This is a genomic window from Brevundimonas sp. Root1423 (assembly GCF_001426805.1).
Map to the genome: position 1 here is coordinate 14,072 of NZ_LMFL01000089.1, position 18,785 is coordinate 32,856.

General features: G+C 70.6%; 19 protein-coding genes and 2 pseudogenes. 5 read left to right on the forward strand and 16 right to left on the reverse strand.

Translation table 11 applies throughout. The features are described from left to right. The first annotated feature begins 27 nt into the window (after positions 1–27). Entirely contained in the window at positions 28–714 is a 687-nt protein-coding gene (locus ASD25_RS28505; protein ID WP_055831835.1) for a response regulator transcription factor, read from the forward strand. Continuing rightward, entirely contained in the window at positions 711–1,082 is a 372-nt protein-coding gene (locus tag ASD25_RS28510) for a hypothetical protein (protein WP_055831837.1), read from the forward strand. Before ASD25_RS28505 ends, ASD25_RS28510 begins: the two co-directional genes overlap by 4 nt. Here ASD25_RS28510 and ASD25_RS28515 read toward each other — a convergent pair. The 5 genes and pseudogenes from ASD25_RS28515 to ASD25_RS32730 all read right to left on the reverse strand — a co-directional run. After that, positions 1,079–1,873 carry an exodeoxyribonuclease III gene (locus tag ASD25_RS28515; RefSeq protein WP_055831840.1) on the reverse strand — a complete coding sequence of 265 codons (795 nt, stop codon included), beginning with the start codon at positions 1,871–1,873 and terminating at the stop codon, positions 1,079–1,081. The genes ASD25_RS28510 and ASD25_RS28515 overlap by 4 nt on opposite strands. A gap of 172 nt (positions 1,874–2,045) precedes the next feature. Beyond that, positions 2,046–2,678: an outer membrane lipoprotein carrier protein LolA gene (locus ASD25_RS28520; RefSeq protein ID WP_055831991.1), complete on the reverse strand. Its 633-nt coding sequence runs from the start codon at positions 2,676–2,678 to the stop codon at positions 2,046–2,048. Positions 2,679–3,033: 355 nt separating this feature from the next. Further along, positions 3,034–3,207, reverse strand: coding sequence for a DNA translocase FtsK (locus ASD25_RS33510; RefSeq protein ID WP_200943756.1), 174 nt, complete (start codon positions 3,205–3,207; stop codon positions 3,034–3,036). Between the two features lie 9 nt (positions 3,208–3,216). Further along, positions 3,217–4,777 (reverse strand): annotated as a pseudogene (locus ASD25_RS28525) (DNA translocase FtsK); the annotation flags it as partial. A 1-nt stretch (position 4,778) separates the two neighbouring features. Next, positions 4,779–5,669 (reverse strand): annotated as a pseudogene (locus ASD25_RS32730) (DNA translocase FtsK 4TM domain-containing protein); the annotation flags it as partial. Between ASD25_RS32730 and ASD25_RS28530 the strand changes: the two are divergent. Continuing rightward, entirely contained in the window at positions 5,668–6,921 is a 1,254-nt protein-coding gene (locus tag ASD25_RS28530) for a UbiH/UbiF/VisC/COQ6 family ubiquinone biosynthesis hydroxylase (protein WP_055831842.1), read from the forward strand. The pseudogene ASD25_RS32730 and the gene ASD25_RS28530 overlap by 2 nt on opposite strands. 47 nt (positions 6,922–6,968) lie before the next feature. On the opposite strand, the gene ASD25_RS28535 is transcribed toward ASD25_RS28530, so the two are convergent. From ASD25_RS28535 to rpe, 5 genes are all read right to left on the reverse strand, one after another. Further along, positions 6,969–7,163 carry a Trm112 family protein gene (locus tag ASD25_RS28535; RefSeq protein ID WP_055831844.1) on the reverse strand — a complete coding sequence of 65 codons (195 nt, stop codon included), beginning with the start codon at positions 7,161–7,163 and terminating at the stop codon, positions 6,969–6,971. Between the two features lie 106 nt (positions 7,164–7,269). Continuing rightward, positions 7,270–7,929, reverse strand: coding sequence for an LON peptidase substrate-binding domain-containing protein (locus ASD25_RS28540; protein WP_055831846.1), 660 nt, complete (start codon positions 7,927–7,929; stop codon positions 7,270–7,272). Positions 7,930–7,938: 9 nt separating this feature from the next. Further along, entirely contained in the window at positions 7,939–8,835 is an 897-nt protein-coding gene (trxA, locus tag ASD25_RS28545) for a thioredoxin (RefSeq protein ID WP_055831848.1), read from the reverse strand. A gap of 85 nt (positions 8,836–8,920) precedes the next feature. After that, positions 8,921–10,729, reverse strand: a complete 1,809-nt coding sequence (locus ASD25_RS28550) for a heparinase II/III family protein (protein WP_055831850.1) — start codon at positions 10,727–10,729, stop codon at positions 8,921–8,923. Beyond that, complete coding sequence (rpe, locus tag ASD25_RS28555) at positions 10,726–11,385, reverse strand: ribulose-phosphate 3-epimerase (RefSeq protein ID WP_055831851.1); 660 nt, start codon at positions 11,383–11,385, stop codon at positions 10,726–10,728. Before rpe ends, ASD25_RS28550 begins: the two co-directional genes overlap by 4 nt. Before the next feature lie 101 nt (positions 11,386–11,486). Here rpe and ASD25_RS28560 point away from each other — a divergent pair, with 101 nt between their 5' ends. Further along, positions 11,487–11,951 carry an OsmC family protein gene (locus tag ASD25_RS28560; protein WP_055831854.1) on the forward strand — a complete coding sequence of 155 codons (465 nt, stop codon included), beginning with the start codon at positions 11,487–11,489 and terminating at the stop codon, positions 11,949–11,951. On the opposite strand, the gene ASD25_RS28565 is transcribed toward ASD25_RS28560, so the two are convergent. The 4 genes from ASD25_RS28565 to ASD25_RS28580 form a co-directional block, all read right to left on the reverse strand. Further along, a complete protein-coding gene (locus tag ASD25_RS28565; RefSeq protein ID WP_055831856.1) occupies positions 11,948–12,703 on the reverse strand; it encodes a dienelactone hydrolase family protein in 756 nt (251 codons plus the stop codon). The genes ASD25_RS28560 and ASD25_RS28565 overlap by 4 nt on opposite strands. 133 nt (positions 12,704–12,836) lie before the next feature. Beyond that, the gene (purH, locus tag ASD25_RS28570; RefSeq protein ID WP_055831858.1) at positions 12,837–14,441 is read right to left on the reverse strand and encodes a bifunctional phosphoribosylaminoimidazolecarboxamide formyltransferase/IMP cyclohydrolase; all 1,605 of its coding nucleotides are present in this window, start codon (positions 14,439–14,441) and stop codon (positions 12,837–12,839) included. 186 nt (positions 14,442–14,627) lie between these two features. Further along, positions 14,628–15,899 carry an NRAMP family divalent metal transporter gene (locus tag ASD25_RS28575; RefSeq protein WP_055831860.1) on the reverse strand — a complete coding sequence of 424 codons (1,272 nt, stop codon included), beginning with the start codon at positions 15,897–15,899 and terminating at the stop codon, positions 14,628–14,630. A 242-nt stretch (positions 15,900–16,141) separates the two neighbouring features. After that, positions 16,142–16,669, reverse strand: coding sequence for a prolyl-tRNA synthetase associated domain-containing protein (locus ASD25_RS28580; RefSeq protein WP_055831862.1), 528 nt, complete (start codon positions 16,667–16,669; stop codon positions 16,142–16,144). 51 nt (positions 16,670–16,720) lie between these two features. On the opposite strand from ASD25_RS28580, the gene ASD25_RS28585 reads away from it, so the two are divergent. After that, a complete protein-coding gene (locus tag ASD25_RS28585; RefSeq protein ID WP_055831864.1) occupies positions 16,721–17,461 on the forward strand; it encodes a DUF6065 family protein in 741 nt (246 codons plus the stop codon). A gap of 30 nt (positions 17,462–17,491) precedes the next feature. On the opposite strand, the gene ASD25_RS28590 is transcribed toward ASD25_RS28585, so the two are convergent. Then, a complete protein-coding gene (locus ASD25_RS28590) occupies positions 17,492–18,040 on the reverse strand; it encodes a hypothetical protein (protein ID WP_055831865.1) in 549 nt (182 codons plus the stop codon). Between the two features lie 82 nt (positions 18,041–18,122). Then, a complete protein-coding gene (locus ASD25_RS28595; protein WP_055831867.1) occupies positions 18,123–18,755 on the reverse strand; it encodes a LysE family translocator in 633 nt (210 codons plus the stop codon). Between the last annotated feature and the right edge of the window lie 30 nt (positions 18,756–18,785).

Below are 18,785 nucleotides of genomic sequence, written 5' to 3' on the forward strand. Positions count from 1 at the left end.
CCGCCGACGCTCGCCATTCTGGTACCCATGCCCACGCCCAAGACCATATTGATCATCGACGACGACGACGACCTGCGCGAGGCGCTGGCCGAGCAACTCGCGTTGCACGAAGCCTTCCGGCCGGTGCAGGCCTCGACCGCCGCCGAAGGCGTCCGCATGGGGCGCGAGGTGCGCGCCGACCTGATCCTGCTGGATGTCGATCTGCCTGACATGGACGGCCGCGAGGCCTGCCGGCTGCTGCGCAAGGACGGGGTGTCGACGCCGATCATCATGCTGACCGGCCAGACGTCGGATTCCGACACCGTGCTGGGGCTGGAGTCGGGGGCCAACGACTATGTCACCAAGCCCTTCCGCTTCGCCGTCCTGCTGGCCCGCATCCGGGCCCATCTGCGCAGCCACGAACAGTCCGAGGACGCCGTCTTCCGCATCGGCCCCTATGAGTTCCGGCCCGCCGCCAAGGTCCTGGTCGACGACAAGGCGCGCAAGGTGCGCCTGACCGAGAAGGAAACCAGCATCCTGAAATACCTCTATCGCGCCGGGGCCAAGGCCGTGTCGCGCGAAGAGCTGCTGACCGAGGTCTGGGGCTATAACGCCGGGGTCACGACCCACACGCTGGAAACCCACATCTACCGCCTGCGCCAGAAGATCGAGCCCGAGCCGGGCCAGGCGCGGCTGCTGCTGACCGACGCGGGCGGGTACCGGCTGCAGCCGTGATCCGGTGGCGTTGGGCCGAAACGGCCTTCCGCATCAGGATTGTCCGCCGGCCTGCCGGGGAAGCGCCGGAATGGGTGCGGGACGCATGGATCGGCATCGAGATCCCGCTGCTGGTCGCGGAGCCGGTGTCGACATCCGGCTTCGGCGTTCTGACCGGTCCCAAGAATATCGTTCTCGACTGGTTTCTATGCCTTGCCGGACGAGCGAAGCCGGTCGCAGGCTATGTGGTCGCGGCGGATACCGCGGTCGCCTGCTTGGCCGAGCATGCGCCCGCCGCTGCCGACTGGTGGCGAACCGAGGTCCCTTATCTTGTCAGACCGGGGGCGCGGTTCGTGTTCGATGAGCCGTCCTCTGAACGGATTGGCTAGACCGCCAGATCGACCGTGACCGGCGCGTGGTCGCTGGGCTGGGTCCATTCGCGGACCGTGTCGTGGATGCGGGCCGAGCCGGCGGCGACCGCCGGGGTCAGGCCGGGCGAGGTCCAGAGGTGGTCGAGGCGCAGGCCGCGGTTGGACTTGCGGAAGTCGGCGGCGCGGTAGCTCCACCAGCTGGCCAGTTTGGTCGGTTCGGGGATCTGGTCGCGGACCACGTCGGCGAAGCCGCCGGCGGCCTGGAGGCGGCGCAGGGTCTCGACCTCCAGCGGCGTGTGGCTGACGATCTTCGACATGTAGCGGTGGTTCCAGACGTCGTTCTCGCCCGGGGCGATGTTGAAGTCGCCCGCCAGCACCAGCGGGCGCTGTCTGTCCCGGCCCGCCATCTCGGCGGTGAGCCGCTCGTAGAAGTCCATCTTGTGATCGAATTTCGGGTTCAGCGCCCGGTCGGGCGTGTCGCCGCCGGCGGGGATGTAGAAATTCTGGATCTCGACACCTTCGACGACCACCCCGACGCAACGGGCGTGTTTCTCACGGCAGACGTCGAGCGCCGGGGCCGCCGTGATCGGCTTGCGGCTGGCGATGGCGACGCCGTGCCAGCCCTTCTGGCCGCCGATCTTCAGGTGGGGCAGGCCCATGGCCTCGAAGGCGGCGCGGGGGAACTGGTCCTCGAGGCATTTGATCTCCTGCAGGCACAGGACGTCGGTGCCGCTCTCCTCGACGAAGCGAGCGACCTGGTCGATGCGCAGGCGGACGGAGTTGATGTTCCAGGTGGCGATGCGAAGCATGGCTGGGCTCTAGCACACAAAAAAGCGCCCGATCGGAGGGACCGGGCGCTGGAAGGTTCGTCTCTCGCCGCCGGGAAGGGGATGAAATCCGTAGCGGTCAGGCCGACTCCCGCCGACCTGTTGCCAAAGTGCCACGCGCCGGAAAAAATGTCAAACTCCCCTCGGGCGGGAATCAGCTCCGGCGGGGGCGGCGCGTCGGATCGCTGAGCTGGAACAGGCTGGCGGCGAGGCCGGGGGCCGGCTGCAGAGAGGTCAGCTGGGTGCGGGTGCGGCCGCCCTGGGCGTCGGTGATCGTCCATTCGTGCAGACGCAGGGGCGAACCCGCGAAGGACAGGATGACCGAACCGTCATTGGGACGACGGTTGTCCCGGGCGGTGATGGCGAAGGCGCCCGAGGCCATGCGGGTCACGCGGTCGATGCGCACGCCCTGGTCCAGACGCACGGTCCGGGCGAGGAAGGTCGACAGCGGGGTCGAACCCAGCGGCACCTGACGGAAGACGTTCAGGCGCGGGTCGTAGCGTTTGACGTTCGAACCGTCCGACACGACCAGCAGGCCGGCCGGGTTGGTGTATTCGAAGCGCATCTTGCCCGGGCGCTGCAGCCAGAAGCGGCCCTCGCGGCGCTGGGCCCCCGAGGTCTCGACGAAATTGCCCCGGGCCGAGGTCAGGCCCTGCAGATAGGCCTGGGCCTGGGCCACGACGGCGCGGTCCTCGGCCGACAGGCCGGACTGGGCGGCCGCCGGCAGGGCGGCGACCGCGGCGAGGGCGGCGGATCCAAGAGCGAAGGCGCGGCGCGAGACGGTCATAGGGGTCTTCTCCCGTTCGGGATGGTTGTCGATCATGCCGTCATGCGGAACGCGAAAGGCCGGGGCATGGCCCGAGCCTGACCATATTCCGGCGCTGCGATGAAGCCCTGTTCAGCTTCACCCGGGGACGGCGGGCCCTGACGAACGCGGACAGGGCCGCTCCGTTGCGCAGAACCGGAGGGAGAGTCCGCTCGCAAACAGGGGACATTGCGGACACATCGGACTCTTTTCCCTCTCCTTCCAGCGCCGCGAAACAGCGACCCTCCATCATACCGCCGCCGCCGAGGGCGCCAGGAATAAGGGCGAAAAAAATGGAAAGCCGTGTGAAATCAGCGCGATGGGCTCCCGCCGACTGCTACATWGGCGGCGGGCCGGCGAGGATGTCGCGCTTGCCGGCGTGGTTGGCCKGGCTGACGACGCCYTCCTGCTCCATCCGTTCGATCAGGGAGGCGGCGCGGTTGTAGCCGATCTGCAGGCGGCGCTGGATGTAGCTGGTCGAGGCCTTGCGGTCGCGGGTGACCACGGCCACGGCGCGGTNTGACGACGCCCTCCTGCTCCATCCGCTCGATCAGGGAGGCGGCGCGGTTGTAGCCGATCTGSAGGCGGCGCTGGATGTAGCTGGTCGAGGCCTTGCGGTCGCGGGTGACCACGGCCACGGCGCGGTCGTAGAGGTCGTCGCCCGAGCCGCCGCCGCCCTCGTCGTCGAAGGCCGCGTCGCCGTCGCCGTCCGGATCGTCGGTGATCAGGTCGAGGTAGTCGGGCTCGGCCTGGCCGCGCAGGTGTTTGCAGACCTCGTCGACCTCCTGGTCCGTCACGAACGGGCCGTGCAGGCGGGTGATGCGGCCGCCGCCGGCCATGTAGAGCATGTCGCCCTGGCCCAGCAGCTGTTCGCCGCCCTGTTCGCCGAGGATGGTGCGGCTGTCGATCTTCGAGGTGACCTGGAAGCTGATCCGGGTCGGGAAATTGGCCTTGATGGTGCCGGTGATGACGTCGACCGACGGGCGCTGGGTGGCCATGATCAGGTGGATGCCGGCGGCCCGGGCCATCTGGGCCAGACGCTGCACCGCGCCCTCGACGTCCTTGCCGGCGACCAGCATCAGGTCGGCCATCTCGTCCATGACGACGACGAGGAAGGGCAGGGGTTCGGGGCGGATCTTCTCGGACTCGTAGACGGGACGGCCCTGGTCGTCGAAGCCGGTCTGGACGGTGCGCTCGAAATGCTCGCCCTTGGCCACGGCCTCGCGGGCGCGCTCGTTGTAGGAGGCGATATTGCGCACGCCGAGCTTGGACATGCGGCGATAGCGGTCCTCCATCTCGCGCACGGTCCATTTCAGTGCGACGACGGCCTTCTTGGGATCGGTGACGACCGGGGCCAGCAGGTGCGGGATGCCGTCATAGACCGACAGCTCCAGCATCTTGGGGTCGATCATGATGAAGCGGCACTCGGCCGGCGTCATCCGGTAGAGGATCGACAGGATCATCGCATTGACGCCGACCGACTTGCCCGAGCCGGTGGTGCCGGCGATCAGCAGGTGGGGCATGCGCGCCAGRTCGGCGACATAGGGCTCGCCGCCGATGGTCTCGCCCAGGGCCAGCGGCAGCAGGTGGGCGGGCTTGTCGTATTCGGTCGAGGCCAGCAGGTCGCGCAGATAGACGGTCTCGCGCCTGGCGTTGGGCAGTTCGATGCCGATGGCGTTGCGGCCGGGGACGACCGAGATGCGGCAGGCGCGGGCGGACATGGAGCGGGCGATGTCGTCGGACAGGGCCACSACGCGGCCGTGCTTKACSCCGGGSGCSGGCACCAGTTCGTACAGGGTGACGACGGGGCCSGGGCGGATCTGGTCGATGACGCCGCGCACGCCGAATTCCTGCAGCACGCCYTCCAGCATCTTGGCGTTCTGCTTCAGCGCCTCCTCGTCGACCGAGGCGACCCGCTTGGCCGGCTTGGTCAGCATGCCCAGCGGCGGCAGTTCGAATCCGCCGGAAGGCCGGGCGAAGTCGAAGGCGGCCTGGCTGTCGTCGAGCTCGCGCTTCGAGGCCTTGGGGGCCTTGGCGGCGGCGACCTTCGGCTCGGGCGCGTCGCGGGCGGGGACGGGACCNGGGACCGTCCCACGGCGGCTCATCCCGCGCGTCGAGCCCGATCGGGGCATAGTCGTCGGGTTCGGGCGCCGGGCGCGGGCGGGGCGGCGCCTTGACGGCGGCGCGGCGGGCTTTCGCCGGAGGCGGGGCCATGGAGCGGCCGCTGCGGGCCCAGGCGAAGGCGTCGCCGAGGTCGGACGCGCGCAGGCCGATGGCGTAACCGATAGCCCACAGCGCCATGGGCAGGAATAGCACGCCGGCGATGACCGGAGCGCCGGGAAGGCGCAGGGCCGTGCAGGCCATGCGGATCAGGCCGACGATGGCGTCGCCCCACAGGCCGCCGAGGCCCGCGGCCAGCGGCCAGGCAGCGGGCGGGGCCAGCGCCGACAGGGCCGCGGACAGGGCCAGGACGCCGCCGGCGGCCGAGAGCGCCTTCAACGCCGTGGGCTTGAGCCGTTGCTGGATCACGTCGCCGATGGCCGCGGCCAGACCGAAGGCGATCAGCAGCAGGGCGGCGGGAAAGGCGGCCAGGCCCAGCGACTGCATGAACAGGTCGGCGAACAGGGCGCCGTTCAGGCCCAGCCAGTTGGTCGGGGCGACGCCGGAGGCGGCGTTGAGGCTGGGATCGGCCGGATTCCACGACACCAGGGCGGCCAGCAGCAGCGCCGCCAGCAGGGCCTGGAGCACGCCGCGGAATTTGATGGCGATGGGCGCGCCCCAGACGATGCGGGCGCTCTCGAAGGCGCGATGGCCGATGGCGAGGGCGGCGGACATTGCGGCGACGGACTCCGGAGGATCGAACTGAACCGTCATTGTCGCCCTCGCAGGGTTAAGAGGCTGTTTACCAGCTCCGTCGAACCGCGACCTTGCGGCACTGGACGCGCCCCCGATCCGGCGCGACAACCGCGGCATGAGCACGCCCGACCGTCATGACGTCATCATCGCCGGCGCCGGCCTGGCCGGGGCGACCTTCGCCCTTGCCGCCGCACAGGGCGGGCTGAAGGTCGTGCTGTTCGATCCGCAGCCGTTCTCGCTGCAGCTGGCGCCGACGTTCGACGGACGGTCGACGGCCATCGCCTTCTCGACCTTCCGCATGCTGGACGCGCTGGGGGTCGGCGCGGCCCTGCGGCCCCACGCCTGCCGGATGGACCGGATTCTGGTCACCGACGGGCGGCGGCCGGGGGCGGCGTCGCGGCCCGCCGGATCCGCCTTCCTGCGCTTCGACGCCGACGAGATCGGCGACCGCACCGACGGCGAGCCCCTCGGCTATATGGTCGAGAACCGGCGTATCCGGACGGCGCTGGCCGAGGCCGTCACGGCCGCCGGGATCGAGATCCGGGCGCCCGCCGCCGCCGCCAGGATCGAAGCCGGGCCCGGTCTTTCGACCGTGACGCTGACGGACGGCTCCCGGCTTCAGGCGCCCCTGGTCGTGGGCGCGGAGGGCCGCTTCTCGCCTGTGAGACAAAGCGCGGGCATCGAGACGGTCGGCTGGGGCTATGGACAGAGCGGGGTCGTGGCGACCGTGTCCCTGGGCCGGGACCATGGCAATGTCGCCCATGAGTATTTCCTGCCCTCTGGCCCGTTCGCCATCCTGCCGCTGACGGAACAGCGCGCCAGCCTGGTGTGGACCGAGACGACGCGCCGGGCGGAGGCGCTGAAGGCCGCCTCGGACGCCGCCTTCCAGTCGCATCTGATGCGGCGGTTCGGCGACTTCCTCGAGGATGTGACGGTGGTCGGGCCGCGCTTCGTCTATCCGTTGTCGCTGCAGCTGGCCGAGGCCCTGACCGGCCCGCGCGCCGCCCTGATCGGCGACGCCGCCCACGGGGTGCATCCGGTGGCGGGCCAGGGGCTGAACATGGGGCTGAAGGACGCGGCCGCCCTGGCCGAGGTGCTGGTCGAGGCCATGCGGCTGGGCGAGGACATCGGCTCGGAGACGGTGCTGGACCGCTACGCCCGCTGGCGGCGGTTCGACAACGTCGCCCTGGCGGCGGGGTTCGACGCCTTCGTGCGGCTGTTCTCGAACGACGTCGCGCCGGTGCGCCTGGCCCGGGGTCTGGGCATCGCCGCCGTCAATCGCATCCCGGCCCTGCGCCGCGCCTTCATGCACGAGGCGGGCGGGGCGACGGGGGACTTGCCGCGGTTGCTGAGGGGCGAGGCGGTCTAGTTTTCTCTCCGCTCAACCCGGCTTTCGCCGGGATGAGCGGAGTGGCGTTAGTCCAGCGTCCGCGCCTCTTCCGGCAGCATGATCGGCACGCCGTCGCGGATCGGATAGGCCAGCTTCGCGCCCTTCGACACCAGCTCCTGACGCTCGCGGTCATAGGTCAGCTTGCCGCGCGTGACCGGGCAGACCAGCACTTCCAGCAGGCGGGGATCGACCGAGGCGGGGGTGTGGAAGGTGTCGGACATGGCTCGGTGGCTAGTGGCTGGTGACGAGGAAGACCGTAGGGCGCCGAGGCAGTGTTGGCGACAGCCGGAATGCCGCGCACCAATCACCAGCCGCCAGCCCCTGCCCTCACTGGATCGACGGCGTCTCGCCCTCGCCGTCGCTGGCGGCGTCGATGGTCAGCAGGGCGGTCAGGACGGCGGAGCGGTCGGTCAGGCTGACGGCTTCCAGCAGGGCCTGTTTCTCCGGCGGCTCGAACGGCAGGGCCATGGACAGGCTGTTGATCAGGGCCTCGGGCGGGGCGGTCTCGGCGGTGTCCCAGTCTATGTCGAGGCCGCGCGTCTCGAGATAGGCGCGCAGGGCGTCCAGCAGGCCGTCCCGGTCAAGGCCGACGTCATCGACGGGCGGCGCGCTGAGGTCGTTCTCGAAGGGGGCGAAGTCGGCGCGGATCTGGCGATAGGGCGTCTGGGCGGGCAGTTCGCTGGCCAGACGGAAGCGGGCGCAGCCGGTCAGGGTGATCAGATAGCGGCCGTCCGAGGTCTCGGCGAAGCTGGTGATGCGGCCGGCGCAGCCGACCGGGGCCAGGCTGGGCAGACGGCGCGGCCCCACCTGGGGCTGCAGCATGCCGATGATGCGGTCGCCGGCCATGGCGTCGTCGACCATGTTCAGATAGCGCGGCTCGAAGATGTTCAGGGGCAGCTGGCCGCGCGGCAGCAGGATGGCGCCCGGCAGCGGGAACACCGGGATCACCTGCGGCAGGTCGACGGCCTTCACATATCCCTGCGCCACCCGGGTCTCCTATGCGAACAGGATGGAGGACAGGCGGCGGCGCCCGTCGCGGGCGACCTCGGACGCCCCGCCGGCGGCGTCGAACACGACCAGCAGCTGTTTGCGGGCGGCCTGGTCGTTCCACTCCCGGTCGGCGGCGACGATGGCCAGCAGGCTCTCGACCGCCCCCTGCAGATCGCCGGCCGCGGCCTGGGCCAAGGACAGGTCGTAGCGGGCCTGATGGTCGGCCGGATCGGCGGCGACCCGGGCTTCCAGTTCGGATGCGGCGCCGCTCGGGGCGGCCGAGGCGAGCGACAACTGCGCACGCACGCTCTGGACCGTCGGCTCTCTGGAATCCTGCGGCGCCATGGCGATGGTCTGGCGGGCCTGGTCCGTGTCGCCGTCGGCGAGATAGACGCGCGCCATGCCGGCGATGGCCTTTTCGTTGGCCGGCTCCAGCGTCAGCAGCTGGGCGAAGGCCTGGGCCGCGCCGCCGAGGTCGTTCAGCGACAGGGACTCCTCGCCCAGGGACAGCAGCTGTTCGATGTCGGAGTTGGCGCTCTCGCCGCCGGTCAGCTTGTCGATGAAGGCCTTGAGCTGGCTGTCGGGCACGGCGCCCTGGAAGCCGTCGACCGGCTGGCCGTTGACGAAGGCGTAGACGGTGGGGATCGACTGGACGCGCAGCTGGCCGGCGTAGGCCGGGTTCTTGTCGACATCGATCTTGACCAGTTTGACGGCCCCGCCGGCGGCGCGCACGGCCTTTTCGATCATCGGCGTCAGCGTCCGGCACGGCCCGCACCAGGTGGCCCAGAAATCGACCAGCACGGGCTGGGTCTTCGAGGCCTCGATGACGTCGGTCATGAAGCCGGCGTCGGAGCCGTCCTTGATCAGGTCATCCGGCAGGGTGATGGGGTCGGCGAGGCTCATGATCGTCCTTGGGGGGTCGGTGGTCCGAAAGGTAACGCGGCAGTCCCCAGATGGTCGCGGCGACCGTTCGTCTCAAGGGCGGCGGTCAGGAAGGATCGCCGCCCGCCCCGGCGGGGCTCAGTTTCCAGCGGATCTTGGTTTCGGAATCGGTGCGGGCCGAGCCGCGCACCACGATCTGCAGCGAGCGACGGCTCAGCCCCTCGTCGATATGGACGGAAGGCTCGATGGCCACGTCCGGCCCGTCGGTGCGGAACCACCAGCCCCGGCCTGAATGGCCGCGCAGCAGGATGGAGCGGCGGTCGCGGGCCAGAGAGGCCTGAACGCCGGGTTCGAGCTGGAAGCGTACGGCATAGGGGGCGGCGATGGCGCGGACCACGTCCCTGTGGCCGGGGGCGGGGTGCAGCCGTTCCTCGGCGCGCAGTTCGTCGAGCCGCTGGTCCAGATAGAGGCGGCGCTGGTGCAGCAGGCCGTAGTCGTGAACCCAGCCGTCGTGTTCGACCTCGAGCCAGACCGCGCCCTCGCCGTCGCGCTGGTCGACGGCGAGGTGCAGCGGCCGGCCGACCAGACGATGGCCCAGCAGCTCGCCGCGCCAGCCGCCCAGGGGTTCGCCGGTCGAGCCTTCTCCCAGGGTGAGGGTCGAATGGCCGGGGGCGAGGCGCAGGCCCTGGCGATCGGGGGCGCGCGGGGTCCAGCCGCAGCCGGTGACGATCCGGTCCTTGCCGCAGACGATCTCCAGCGCCATCGGCTGGGCGCAGGCCGCGCCGGACCAGGCGCCGCGCGCGGGGGCGGCGATGTCGGCGGCGATCGTCAGCAGGGGGCTGCGGATGCGGGCGACGCCGGCGACCGTGCCGCTGACGGCGTCGCTGTGGGCGTCGTCATGGGCCCGGCCGGCGGCGACCCGGGCGGCCGTCGAGGGCCCGCCGCCCTGCAGGGTGATCAGCCGGCCGTCGGGCAGGGTCTGCAGCCGCAGGGCGTGGGTCAGGCGCCGGATCGTGGCGCGCACGGCGTCGGGGGTCGCTTCCGAGACCTGCGACAGGGCGTCGTCCAGCGTCAGCAGGTCGAGCAACAGTTCGAGCCCGGCTTCCGGGCTGCGGCTGGCGTGGCCGCCGTCGGGGCCGACGGTGCGGTCCAGCGCGCCGGGCAGGCCGCGCAGGGCGGAGCGCCGCAGACCGGCGCCCGTCCCGCCGGCGAGGGTGCAGCCGGCGATGGCGGCGGCGGTCAGGCGCCCGGCCTTGCCGGCGAGACCGCCGGGGGGCCGCAGGAGCTGACGGCCTTGCCGGCCGAGGATGTCGGCCAGCCGGAGCCGCTCGGCCTCCGTCGCCACCTGGCCCATGCGGCGGGCGGCGCAGGCCAGGTTGATGGTGCGCCGGGCGAGGATCTCGGGACCCCAGGCGAAGGGCGACCAGCGGGCGAAGGCGTCGGCCCATGCCAGGGTCAGCCGCACCGCCTCGCGCGCGCCGCGCTCGCCCTGCAGCATCAGCGACGGCAGCCAGGCGAAGCTGTGCAGCTCGACCGCGAAGGCGCGGGTCGGGCTGGCCCGGTTCCAGGGGTCGGCGGGCGCGGCGGCCTCGAGGCTGGATCCGGCGAGCGCGAATTTTCCGCCGAGCACCGTCTTGCCTTGGGCGGGATCGACCGGACGGAAGTCGCGCGGCGTGGCCGCGAAGCCTTGGGCCGGGCGGCCCTTCAGGGTCAGGCTGTAGCCGGGCAGGCCATAGAGTTCGATCCACAGCTGGCGGGTCAGCAGGCGACCGATGACGGCGGGCCAGAGGCCGGGTCCGCTGGACGCGCCGCTGGTCCGGACCGGCGTCCGCATCGGGGCGCCGCGCAGGCCCGGAATCTGTCCCGGCGCGGGACTGTCGGCTTCGGGGCGGGCGAAGGGGCCGAGAGGGCTCACGCTGCCTTCAGGGCCTGGATGTTGGCGGCGTAGGCGGACGGCCCGCCCCGGAACACGGCGGTGCCGGCGACCAGGGCGTCGGCGCCCGCGGCGACGCAGGCGCCGGCGTTGGCGGCGGTGACCCCCCCGTCGACCTGCAGGTGCGCCTTTGATCCGGCGGCGTCGAGCAGGGCGCGGGCCCGCTCGATCTTGCGCAGGGTGGCGGCGATGAAGGACTGGCCGCCGAAGCCCGGGTTGACCGACATCAGCAGCACCAGGTCGACCAGGTCGATGACGTCTTCCAGAACGCCGAGCGGCGTCCCCGGATTCAGGACCACGCCGGCCTTCGCCCCCAGCTGGCGGATGCGGCCCAGGGTCCGGTGCAGGTGCGGCCCGCTTTCCGGATGGACCGTGAGGATATCGGCCCCGGCCTCGCGATAGGCCTCCAGCCAGGGATCGACCGGGGCGACCATCAGGTGGACGTCGAACGGCAGGGCGGTGTGCGGACGCAGCGCCTTCACCACATCCGGGCCGATGGTGATGTTGGGCACGAAATGCCCGTCCATCACGTCGACGTGAATCCAGTCGGCGCCCGCGGCGTCGAGCGCGCGAACCTCCTCGCCGAGGCGGGCGAAGTCGCTGGCGAGGATCGAGGGGCAGATCAGGGGCGCGGCCATGTCAGCGGGATAAGGCGGGTCGGGGGCGGGAGCAAGGCGCAGGCTTGGGTCGGGAGGGTTCCGGCGCTACACGGTTCGGTCATCACCGCAGGGAAACCGTCATGAGTGAACATCTCGCCACCGTGGAATGGAGCCGCGGCGATCAGGATTTCACCGGCGCCCGCTACTCGCGCGCCCACGACTGGCGCTTCGACGGCGGGGCGGTGGTGCGCGGCTCGTCTGCGCCGTCCGCCCTCGTGCCGGCGCCGCTGTCGGATCCGGCCGCGGTCGACCCTGAGGAGGCGCTCGTGGCGGCCCTGAGCAGCTGCCACATGCTGTTCTTCCTCGCCTTTGCGGCCAGGGCCGGCTTCACCGTCGATTCCTACCGCGACGAGGCGGTCGGAGTTCTGGCGCGGGACGAACGCGGCAAGACCTCGATCACGACCGTCGCGCTGAGGCCCGCCGTCGTGTTCTCCGGCGACCAGACGCCCGACGCCGTCGCCATCGACGATCTGCATCACCGGGCTCACAGCGCCTGCTACATCGCGAACTCGATCCGGGCCGAGGTGACGATCGAGCCGCGCTAGACCTTCGGCGCCACGGCGACGTCGTTCAGCAGGGCGGTGAAGCGCCGCACGGCCTCGTCGGCCAGTTCGGGATGATAACGCATCGGCGGCGCCGTCATGGGCTCGTCGAAGGAATGGGTGCCGTCGGCGATCCAGGTCTCGACCTCGACCCCGCAGCGGCGGACCATGTCGTGCACGCGCTCGGCGTTGCGGACGGTGGTGAGGTGATCGGTGCGCGAGATCACGGCCAGGGTCTTCGGACAATGGGTCCATGGCCGCATCCGGTTCACCGCGCCGACGCCGACGTAGGGATAGGCCAGATAGGCGCCGACCACGCCGTCGAGCGGGACAGCCCCGGGGTCCTCGACGCCCAGCATGCGGCGCCCGCGTGGCGAGCTCATCGCCTCCATGATGCCCCAGCCGCCATGGCTCCAGCCGGCCAGCACGATCTTCGAGGCGTCGACGTCGGGCCGTCGCGACACGCCGTGCAAGGCGGCCAGCACGTCGCCCGCCCTCTGCGAGCCGTGCAGCAGGACGCCCGTGCAAACCATGGCCATGGCGAACTGGCGGCTCCAGCCGCGCGGCGCATAGGAGTCGACGATCACGGCGCGCCAGCCCGCGGCGACAGCGGCCGCGGCGTAGCGGGGCAGGTGATCACGCAGGCCGCCGCAGCCGTGGAACAGGATGACGGTCGGGCGCGCCCGGTCGTCGTCGGGGCCGACGACGGTCGTGTGCGGCTCGAGCATCGACCAGCGCTGGGAGAGGGTTTGCATGGCTTTCACCTATCCCTTCTCCCCTTGCGGGAGAAGGCGGCCCGCGTAGCGGGTCGGATGAGGGGTTTCACGGGCGTTGCCGGGCCGGCGGTGCGACCCCTCGCCCGTCGGCGCAAGGGGAGAGGGAGCGCGGCTAGTGCCGGAAGACCCGCACTCCCGTAAAAGCCATCGTTACCCCGGCCTCGTCGGCGGCGGCGATGACCTCGTCGTCGCGGATCGAGCCGCCGGGCTGGATCACCGCCGTTGCGCCCGCCGCGACCGCTTCCAGAAGACCGTCGGCGAAGGGGAAGAAGGCTTCCGAAGCACAGGCGGAGCCCTCCGCCAGCGAATGCGCCAGACCCTTGGCCTCGCCAGCCTCGCGGGCGCGGATGGCGGCGATGCGGGCCGAGTCGCGGCGGTTCATCTGGCCGGCGCCGATGCCGGCGGTCTGGCCGTCCTTCGCATAGACGATGGCGTTGGATTTCACATGCTTGGCCACGGTGAAGGCGAACAGCATGTCCTCGATCTCCTGCGGCGTCGGCTGGCGACGGGTGACGATCTTCAGATCGGAGGCGGCGATGCGGCTGCGGTCGCGCGACTGGACCAGAAAGCCGCCGGCCACCGAGCGGAACACCTCGCCGGCGGCCAGCGGGTCGGGCAGGCCGTCGGTCAGCAGCAGGCGCAGGTTCTTCTTGGCGGCGAAGATCGCTTGGGCCTCGTCGTCGGCGCCGGGGGCGATGACCACCTCGGTGAAGATGTCGGTGATCAGTTTCGCATCGGCGCCCGACAGCGGCCGGTTCACCGCGACCACCCCGCCGAAGGCCGAGACGGCGTCGCATTCCAGGGCGCGGGCGTAGGCGGCCGACAGGTCATTGCCCACGGCCACGCCGCAGGGATTGGCGTGTTTGACGATGACGCAGGCGGGGCTCTCGAACTCGGCCACCAGCTCATAGGCGGCGTCGGCGTCGGCGATGTTGTTGTAGCCCAGCTCCTTGCCCTGCAGCTGGCGGGCGTGGGCGACGCCGGGTCGCGCGTCGCCGGTACGGTAGAAGGCGCCGGTCTGGTGCGGGTTCTCGCCATAGCGCAGCGTCTGGGCCAGGGCGCCGCTGATCGATTTGCGCGCCGGGGCGGCGTCGCCGACCTGGCCGGCGAACCAGCCGGAGACGGCGGCGTCATAGGCGGCCGTGCGGGCGAAGGCGCGGGCGGCGAGGCGTTTGCGCAGGGCCAGGGTGGTGGCGCCCTCGGCCTTCAGGGCCTCCAGCAGTTCGGCGACCGAGGCCGGGTCGACGCAGACGGCGACATAGCCGTGGTTCTTCGAGCCCGAGCGGATCATGGCCGGGCCGCCGATGTCGATGTTCTCGACCACGGCGTCGAAGCCGCCGCCCGAAGCGACCGTGGCCTCGAACGGATACAGGTCGACCCAGACGATATCGATGGGGCCGATGCCGTGGGTGGTCATGGCCTCGGCGTGGGCGGCGGCGCCGCGCACCCCCAGCAGGCCGCCGTGGACCACGGGATGCAGGGTCTTGACCCGGCCGTCCATCATCTCGGGGAAGCCGGTCAGGTCGGCGACGTCCTTCACCGGTACGCCGAAGCCGGCGATCGCGGCGCGGGTGCCGCCGGTCGAGACCAGTTCGACGCCGAGGCCGTGCAGGGTGCGGGCGGCCTCTTGCAGCCCGGCCTTGTCGGACAGGGAGATCAGGGCGCGCTTCGGCGCCACGCGGTCCGGCGCGGGGGGAAAGTCGGGAGCGGCGGGCATGGCGGCGTCCGTATCTGGCGTGAGGGGTCGGGGAGACGCGCCGCCTCTAGCACCGGACGCGCCGCGATAGAACCGCCGGGGTGGATCAGACCGCCGAAATCGACCCCGATCGGCGCGTGGACGGGAAGAGCGGGTCCGGCTGGAGAAGGCCGGATCTTCCGGATGTCGCAGGGGCTTAAACCGGCATCAGATCATGGCGAACATCGCAATCGCCGCAGCGGCCATGCAGCCGGTCGCGAACCAGCCCGTCAGGCGCAGCGGCAGCGGGGCGACGAACGCGCCCATTTCGTCGCGACGCGACGCGACGATCATCATCGCGGCCATCAGGGGCACCGCGATCACGCCGTTGACCACGGCGCTCCAGAACAGCGCCTTGATGGGATCGAGCGGCGAATAATCGACCGCCACGCCGACCAGGACCGCCAGCCCGATCACCGCGTAGAAGCCCACCGCGTCGCGCGGCTTGTGCTCGAGCCCGACCGGCCAGCCGCGCGATTCGCAGACGGCATAGGCCGCCGATCCCGCCAGCACGGGCACCGCGAGGAGGCCGGCGCCGATGACGCCCAGGCTGAACAGCCCATAGGCCAGGTCGCCCGCGATCGGACGCAGCGCGCGGGCCGCGTCAGCGGAGGTCTGGATGTTGGTCACGCCCGCGGCGTGCAGGGTGACGGCCGTGGTCAGGATGATGAAGAAGGCGGCCAGATTGGCGAAGCCCATGCCGAAATAGGTGTCCCAGCGGATGCGGCTGAGCTGGGAAGGCCCCTGTTCGGGATGCTCGATCAGCGGGTCCGTCGTCGGATCGGCCTCGTCGTCCTCGACTTCCTCGGACGCCTGCCAGAACAGCAGGTAGGGACTGATCGTGGTGCCGAAGAGCGCCACGATCATCGTCACCGCCGCCCCGGTGAGCGAGAGCTGCGGCATGACGGTGCGCCGCGCGACTTCGCCCCAGTCGACATGCACCGTGAGCGCGACGGCGAAATAGGCCAGCAGCGCCAGCGTCAGCCATTTGAGGAAGCGGACATAGCGATGATAGGGCACCAGGATCTGAAGCGTCAGGGATACGCCCGCGAAGACCAGGGTGAAGACGTGACGCCCCCAGCCCAGGGCCAGTTCCGCCGCCGCGCCCATCGCGGCGAGATCCGCGCCGATGTTGATCGTGTTGGCGATGAACAGGAGCGCCACCAGGGCGGTGACCACGGGCTGTGGAAACACCCGACGCAGATTGGCGGCGAGACCATGTCCGGTGACGCGGCCGATCCTGGCGCTGATCAGCTGGATCGAGGACACCAGCGGATACAGGAAGACCATGGCCCAAAGCATGTTGACGCCAAACTGCGCGCCGGCCTGCGAATAGGTGGCGATGCCGCTCGGATCGTCGCCAGCCCCGCCCGTTATGAGCCCCGGGCCCAGCCGCTTGAGCAACGCCGCGCGGCGCAGTCTGCCGGAGGTCGGTTTCATCGTCTTGTCCCGTCCCGCCGGCGCCCCGGGCGCATGCTCAAATCCAGACGTGCGCTTAATCGATAGGGGAGGGCGCCGCATAACAGCGCGATCCCGCCCACAATGATGGCTTGGCCATACCGAGTCTATTCCATGATCTGGATGAGGGATGTGGGCCGCGAGAGGCGCATGCCGGAATCCGCTGCGCGGCGTCGGCGCCGGGTTCGCACGCGGATCCCTTGGGCCGGTCCCGGAAGCGGGCGTCAGGCCGCCAGTTGACTGAAATCCACCACCATCGGCTCCCGCCCGATCAACGACAGAAAGCGCCGGAACGCGGCCTGATCCAGCGCCGTCGTCGCGGTGTTGGTCAGGGGATGGAAATTGACGATATCGGCATCCCACAGGGCCTTGTCGAGGACGAAGGTCACCCGCCGGTCGGGGTCGTTGATCAGGCCCAGGGCCGTGACAGAGCCGCCGCGCACGCCCAGGGTCTCGTACAGCAGGGCCTCGGCGCCGAAGGATAGTTTGTCCGAGCCGATCGTCCGGGGCGCGCGCTTCAGATCGACGACCGTGTCCTGACGCGCCGAGATCAGCCACAGCCGGCCCTTCCTGTCCTTGAGGAACAGGTTCTTGGTGTGGGCGCCGGGCATGGCGGCCTTGAGCTCCAGCCCCTCCTCGACGCGGAAGACGGCCGGGTGGTCGTGGGTGGTCCGGGCGACGCCATGGTCATCCATCCACGCCATCAGGCGATCGCGGTCGAAGGCGGGCTCGGGCGTCTTGTCTTCGGTCATGAGGGGCCGCTAGGGATGGAAACGTCACTCGATACCGCCCGGAGCCCGCTCGTGGAACTCGAATGCTATCCGATGACGCAGACGCCGCCGGACCTGGTGCCCGGACGCCAGTCGCGCAACTGGATGGACGCCTTCGCCAGCCGCCACCCCTATCGCTGCCTGCCGCTGACCATGGCCAACACCACGGGCTGGGAGCTCCTGTGCCCCCTGACCTTCACCGCCGAATGGAACGGCGGACCCAGCCAAGCGGACATCGTCATCACGCCCGAGCGTCCGACCGCCGACCTGACCCATGTGGTGACCTCGCATTTCTCGCGCGGGGTCCTGACCATGCATCCGCAGTATCTGTTCCGCACGCCGCCGGGCTGGGGCCTTCTGGCCGGCGGCTCGCCCAACCACATGAAGGACGGCATCCAGCCGCTGACCGGCCTGATCGAGACCGACTGGCTGCCCTTCCCCTTCACCATGAACTGGCTCTTCACCCGGCCCGGCCGGGTGAAGTTCGAGAAGGGCGAACCCTTCTGCTTCATCACCCCGATCGAGCACCGCAAGGTCGAGACCATGCAGCCGGTGATCCGGTCGCTGGAGTCCAATCCGGTCATGCACGGCCAATTCGAGGCCTGGAACCGGGCCCGCACCGACTTCAACAAACGGCTGGCCTCGGGCGACCCGGACGCCGCCAAGGAGGCGTGGCAGCGCTATTATTTCAAGGGCGAGATTCCCGAGGATCTCGGCGCGGCGCCGGAAACCCACGTCAACAAGCGCCGGCTCAAGTCGCCGCGCGTGGGCTGAACTCTCCCCGCCGAAGCGGGGAGGTCAGGGTTACATCGGCCGGGTGACGCGGGGGCCGAGGTTGGAGATGACCTCGCCAGCGTCGAAGGCGTTGGGGTCGCCGGCCGGTTTGGGGCCGCGGCCCATGACGATCTCGGCGGAGGCCTCGAAGCGGTCGATCTCGCGCACGTCGAAATCGCGGGCGAACGGATCGCCCCACGGGCTCCAGTAGCCGCGGCGATAGTAGCGCCACGACGGACCCCAGTAGGGGCCGTACCGGTCGTAGTAGAAGGGGTCGGGCGTGGCCTGCAGGCGGACGTCGCGGTCGGTGGCGCGGTTGACCGTGGCGAACCAGTCATAGCCGTTTTCGCGGGTGATCTCGGCGGCGCGCAGCAGCAGGGCCATCTCGACCTGGTCGCGCGAGGTGACGGAATTGCCCGAGAAGCTGACGCGGTAGCGGTCGGCGTCGACGCGCTGTTCGGAATAGCCATAGCGGCTGTCGACGCCGGCGGGTCCGTAGGGGGTGGCCGTGGCGCAGGCGGACAGGGCCAGGGCCGCCGTCGCCGCCAGTAGCACGGGCTTGAGGAACCGGTATCTCATGGGAACTCTCCTTGACGCGTCATGACGCGCCCTGCCTGCTGAACGGGACATGAACAGCGCGGTTCCGTCTGGCCGCAAGCCCTTATAAACGCGAAACAATAAGGACGGCGGCGGCCAGCAGCAAAACACCGGTCATGAGGGCGAAACCCTTGCGGAAACGTGGCTCGTTCATGCGCCGCGCAAGGGCGGCTCCCCCCAGACCGTAGGCGGACATCGAAAGCACGTCCATGCCGATGGTGGCGAGGGCGAACAGGGCCAGCTGGGGGACCGCGGGGCGGTTCACGTCGAGGAAGGGCGGCAGGACGGCGGTGAAGAAGAGTATGGCCTTGGGGTTGGCGATCTGGACCATGAAGCCGTCGACCAGGGCGCTGCGCCCCATCCGGACGGTCGGCGCATCGGGGTCCGCGGCGGTGCGGAAGGCGCCGCGCAGGGCGTTGAGTCCCAGCCAGGCCACATAGAGGGCGCCGCCGATCGAGATCAGCCGGAACACCTGCGGAAAGGCGATCACCAGGGCCCCCAGCCCAAGGGCGGCGGCTGCGAACCAGACCAGGGTGGCGGCGTTCATGCCGACCACGCCCAGAAGCGCCCCGGCCTTGCCGCGCTGGACCCCGTTGGCGACCGAGAAGATGTTGGCCGGCCCCGGGGTGATCGCCATCACCGTCATGACCCCGAGGAAGGTCAGATACAGGTGCGGATCGACGGGAAGGCTGGCCATGCCGTCCTGTCGGGCGGGCGGCGGTTGCGG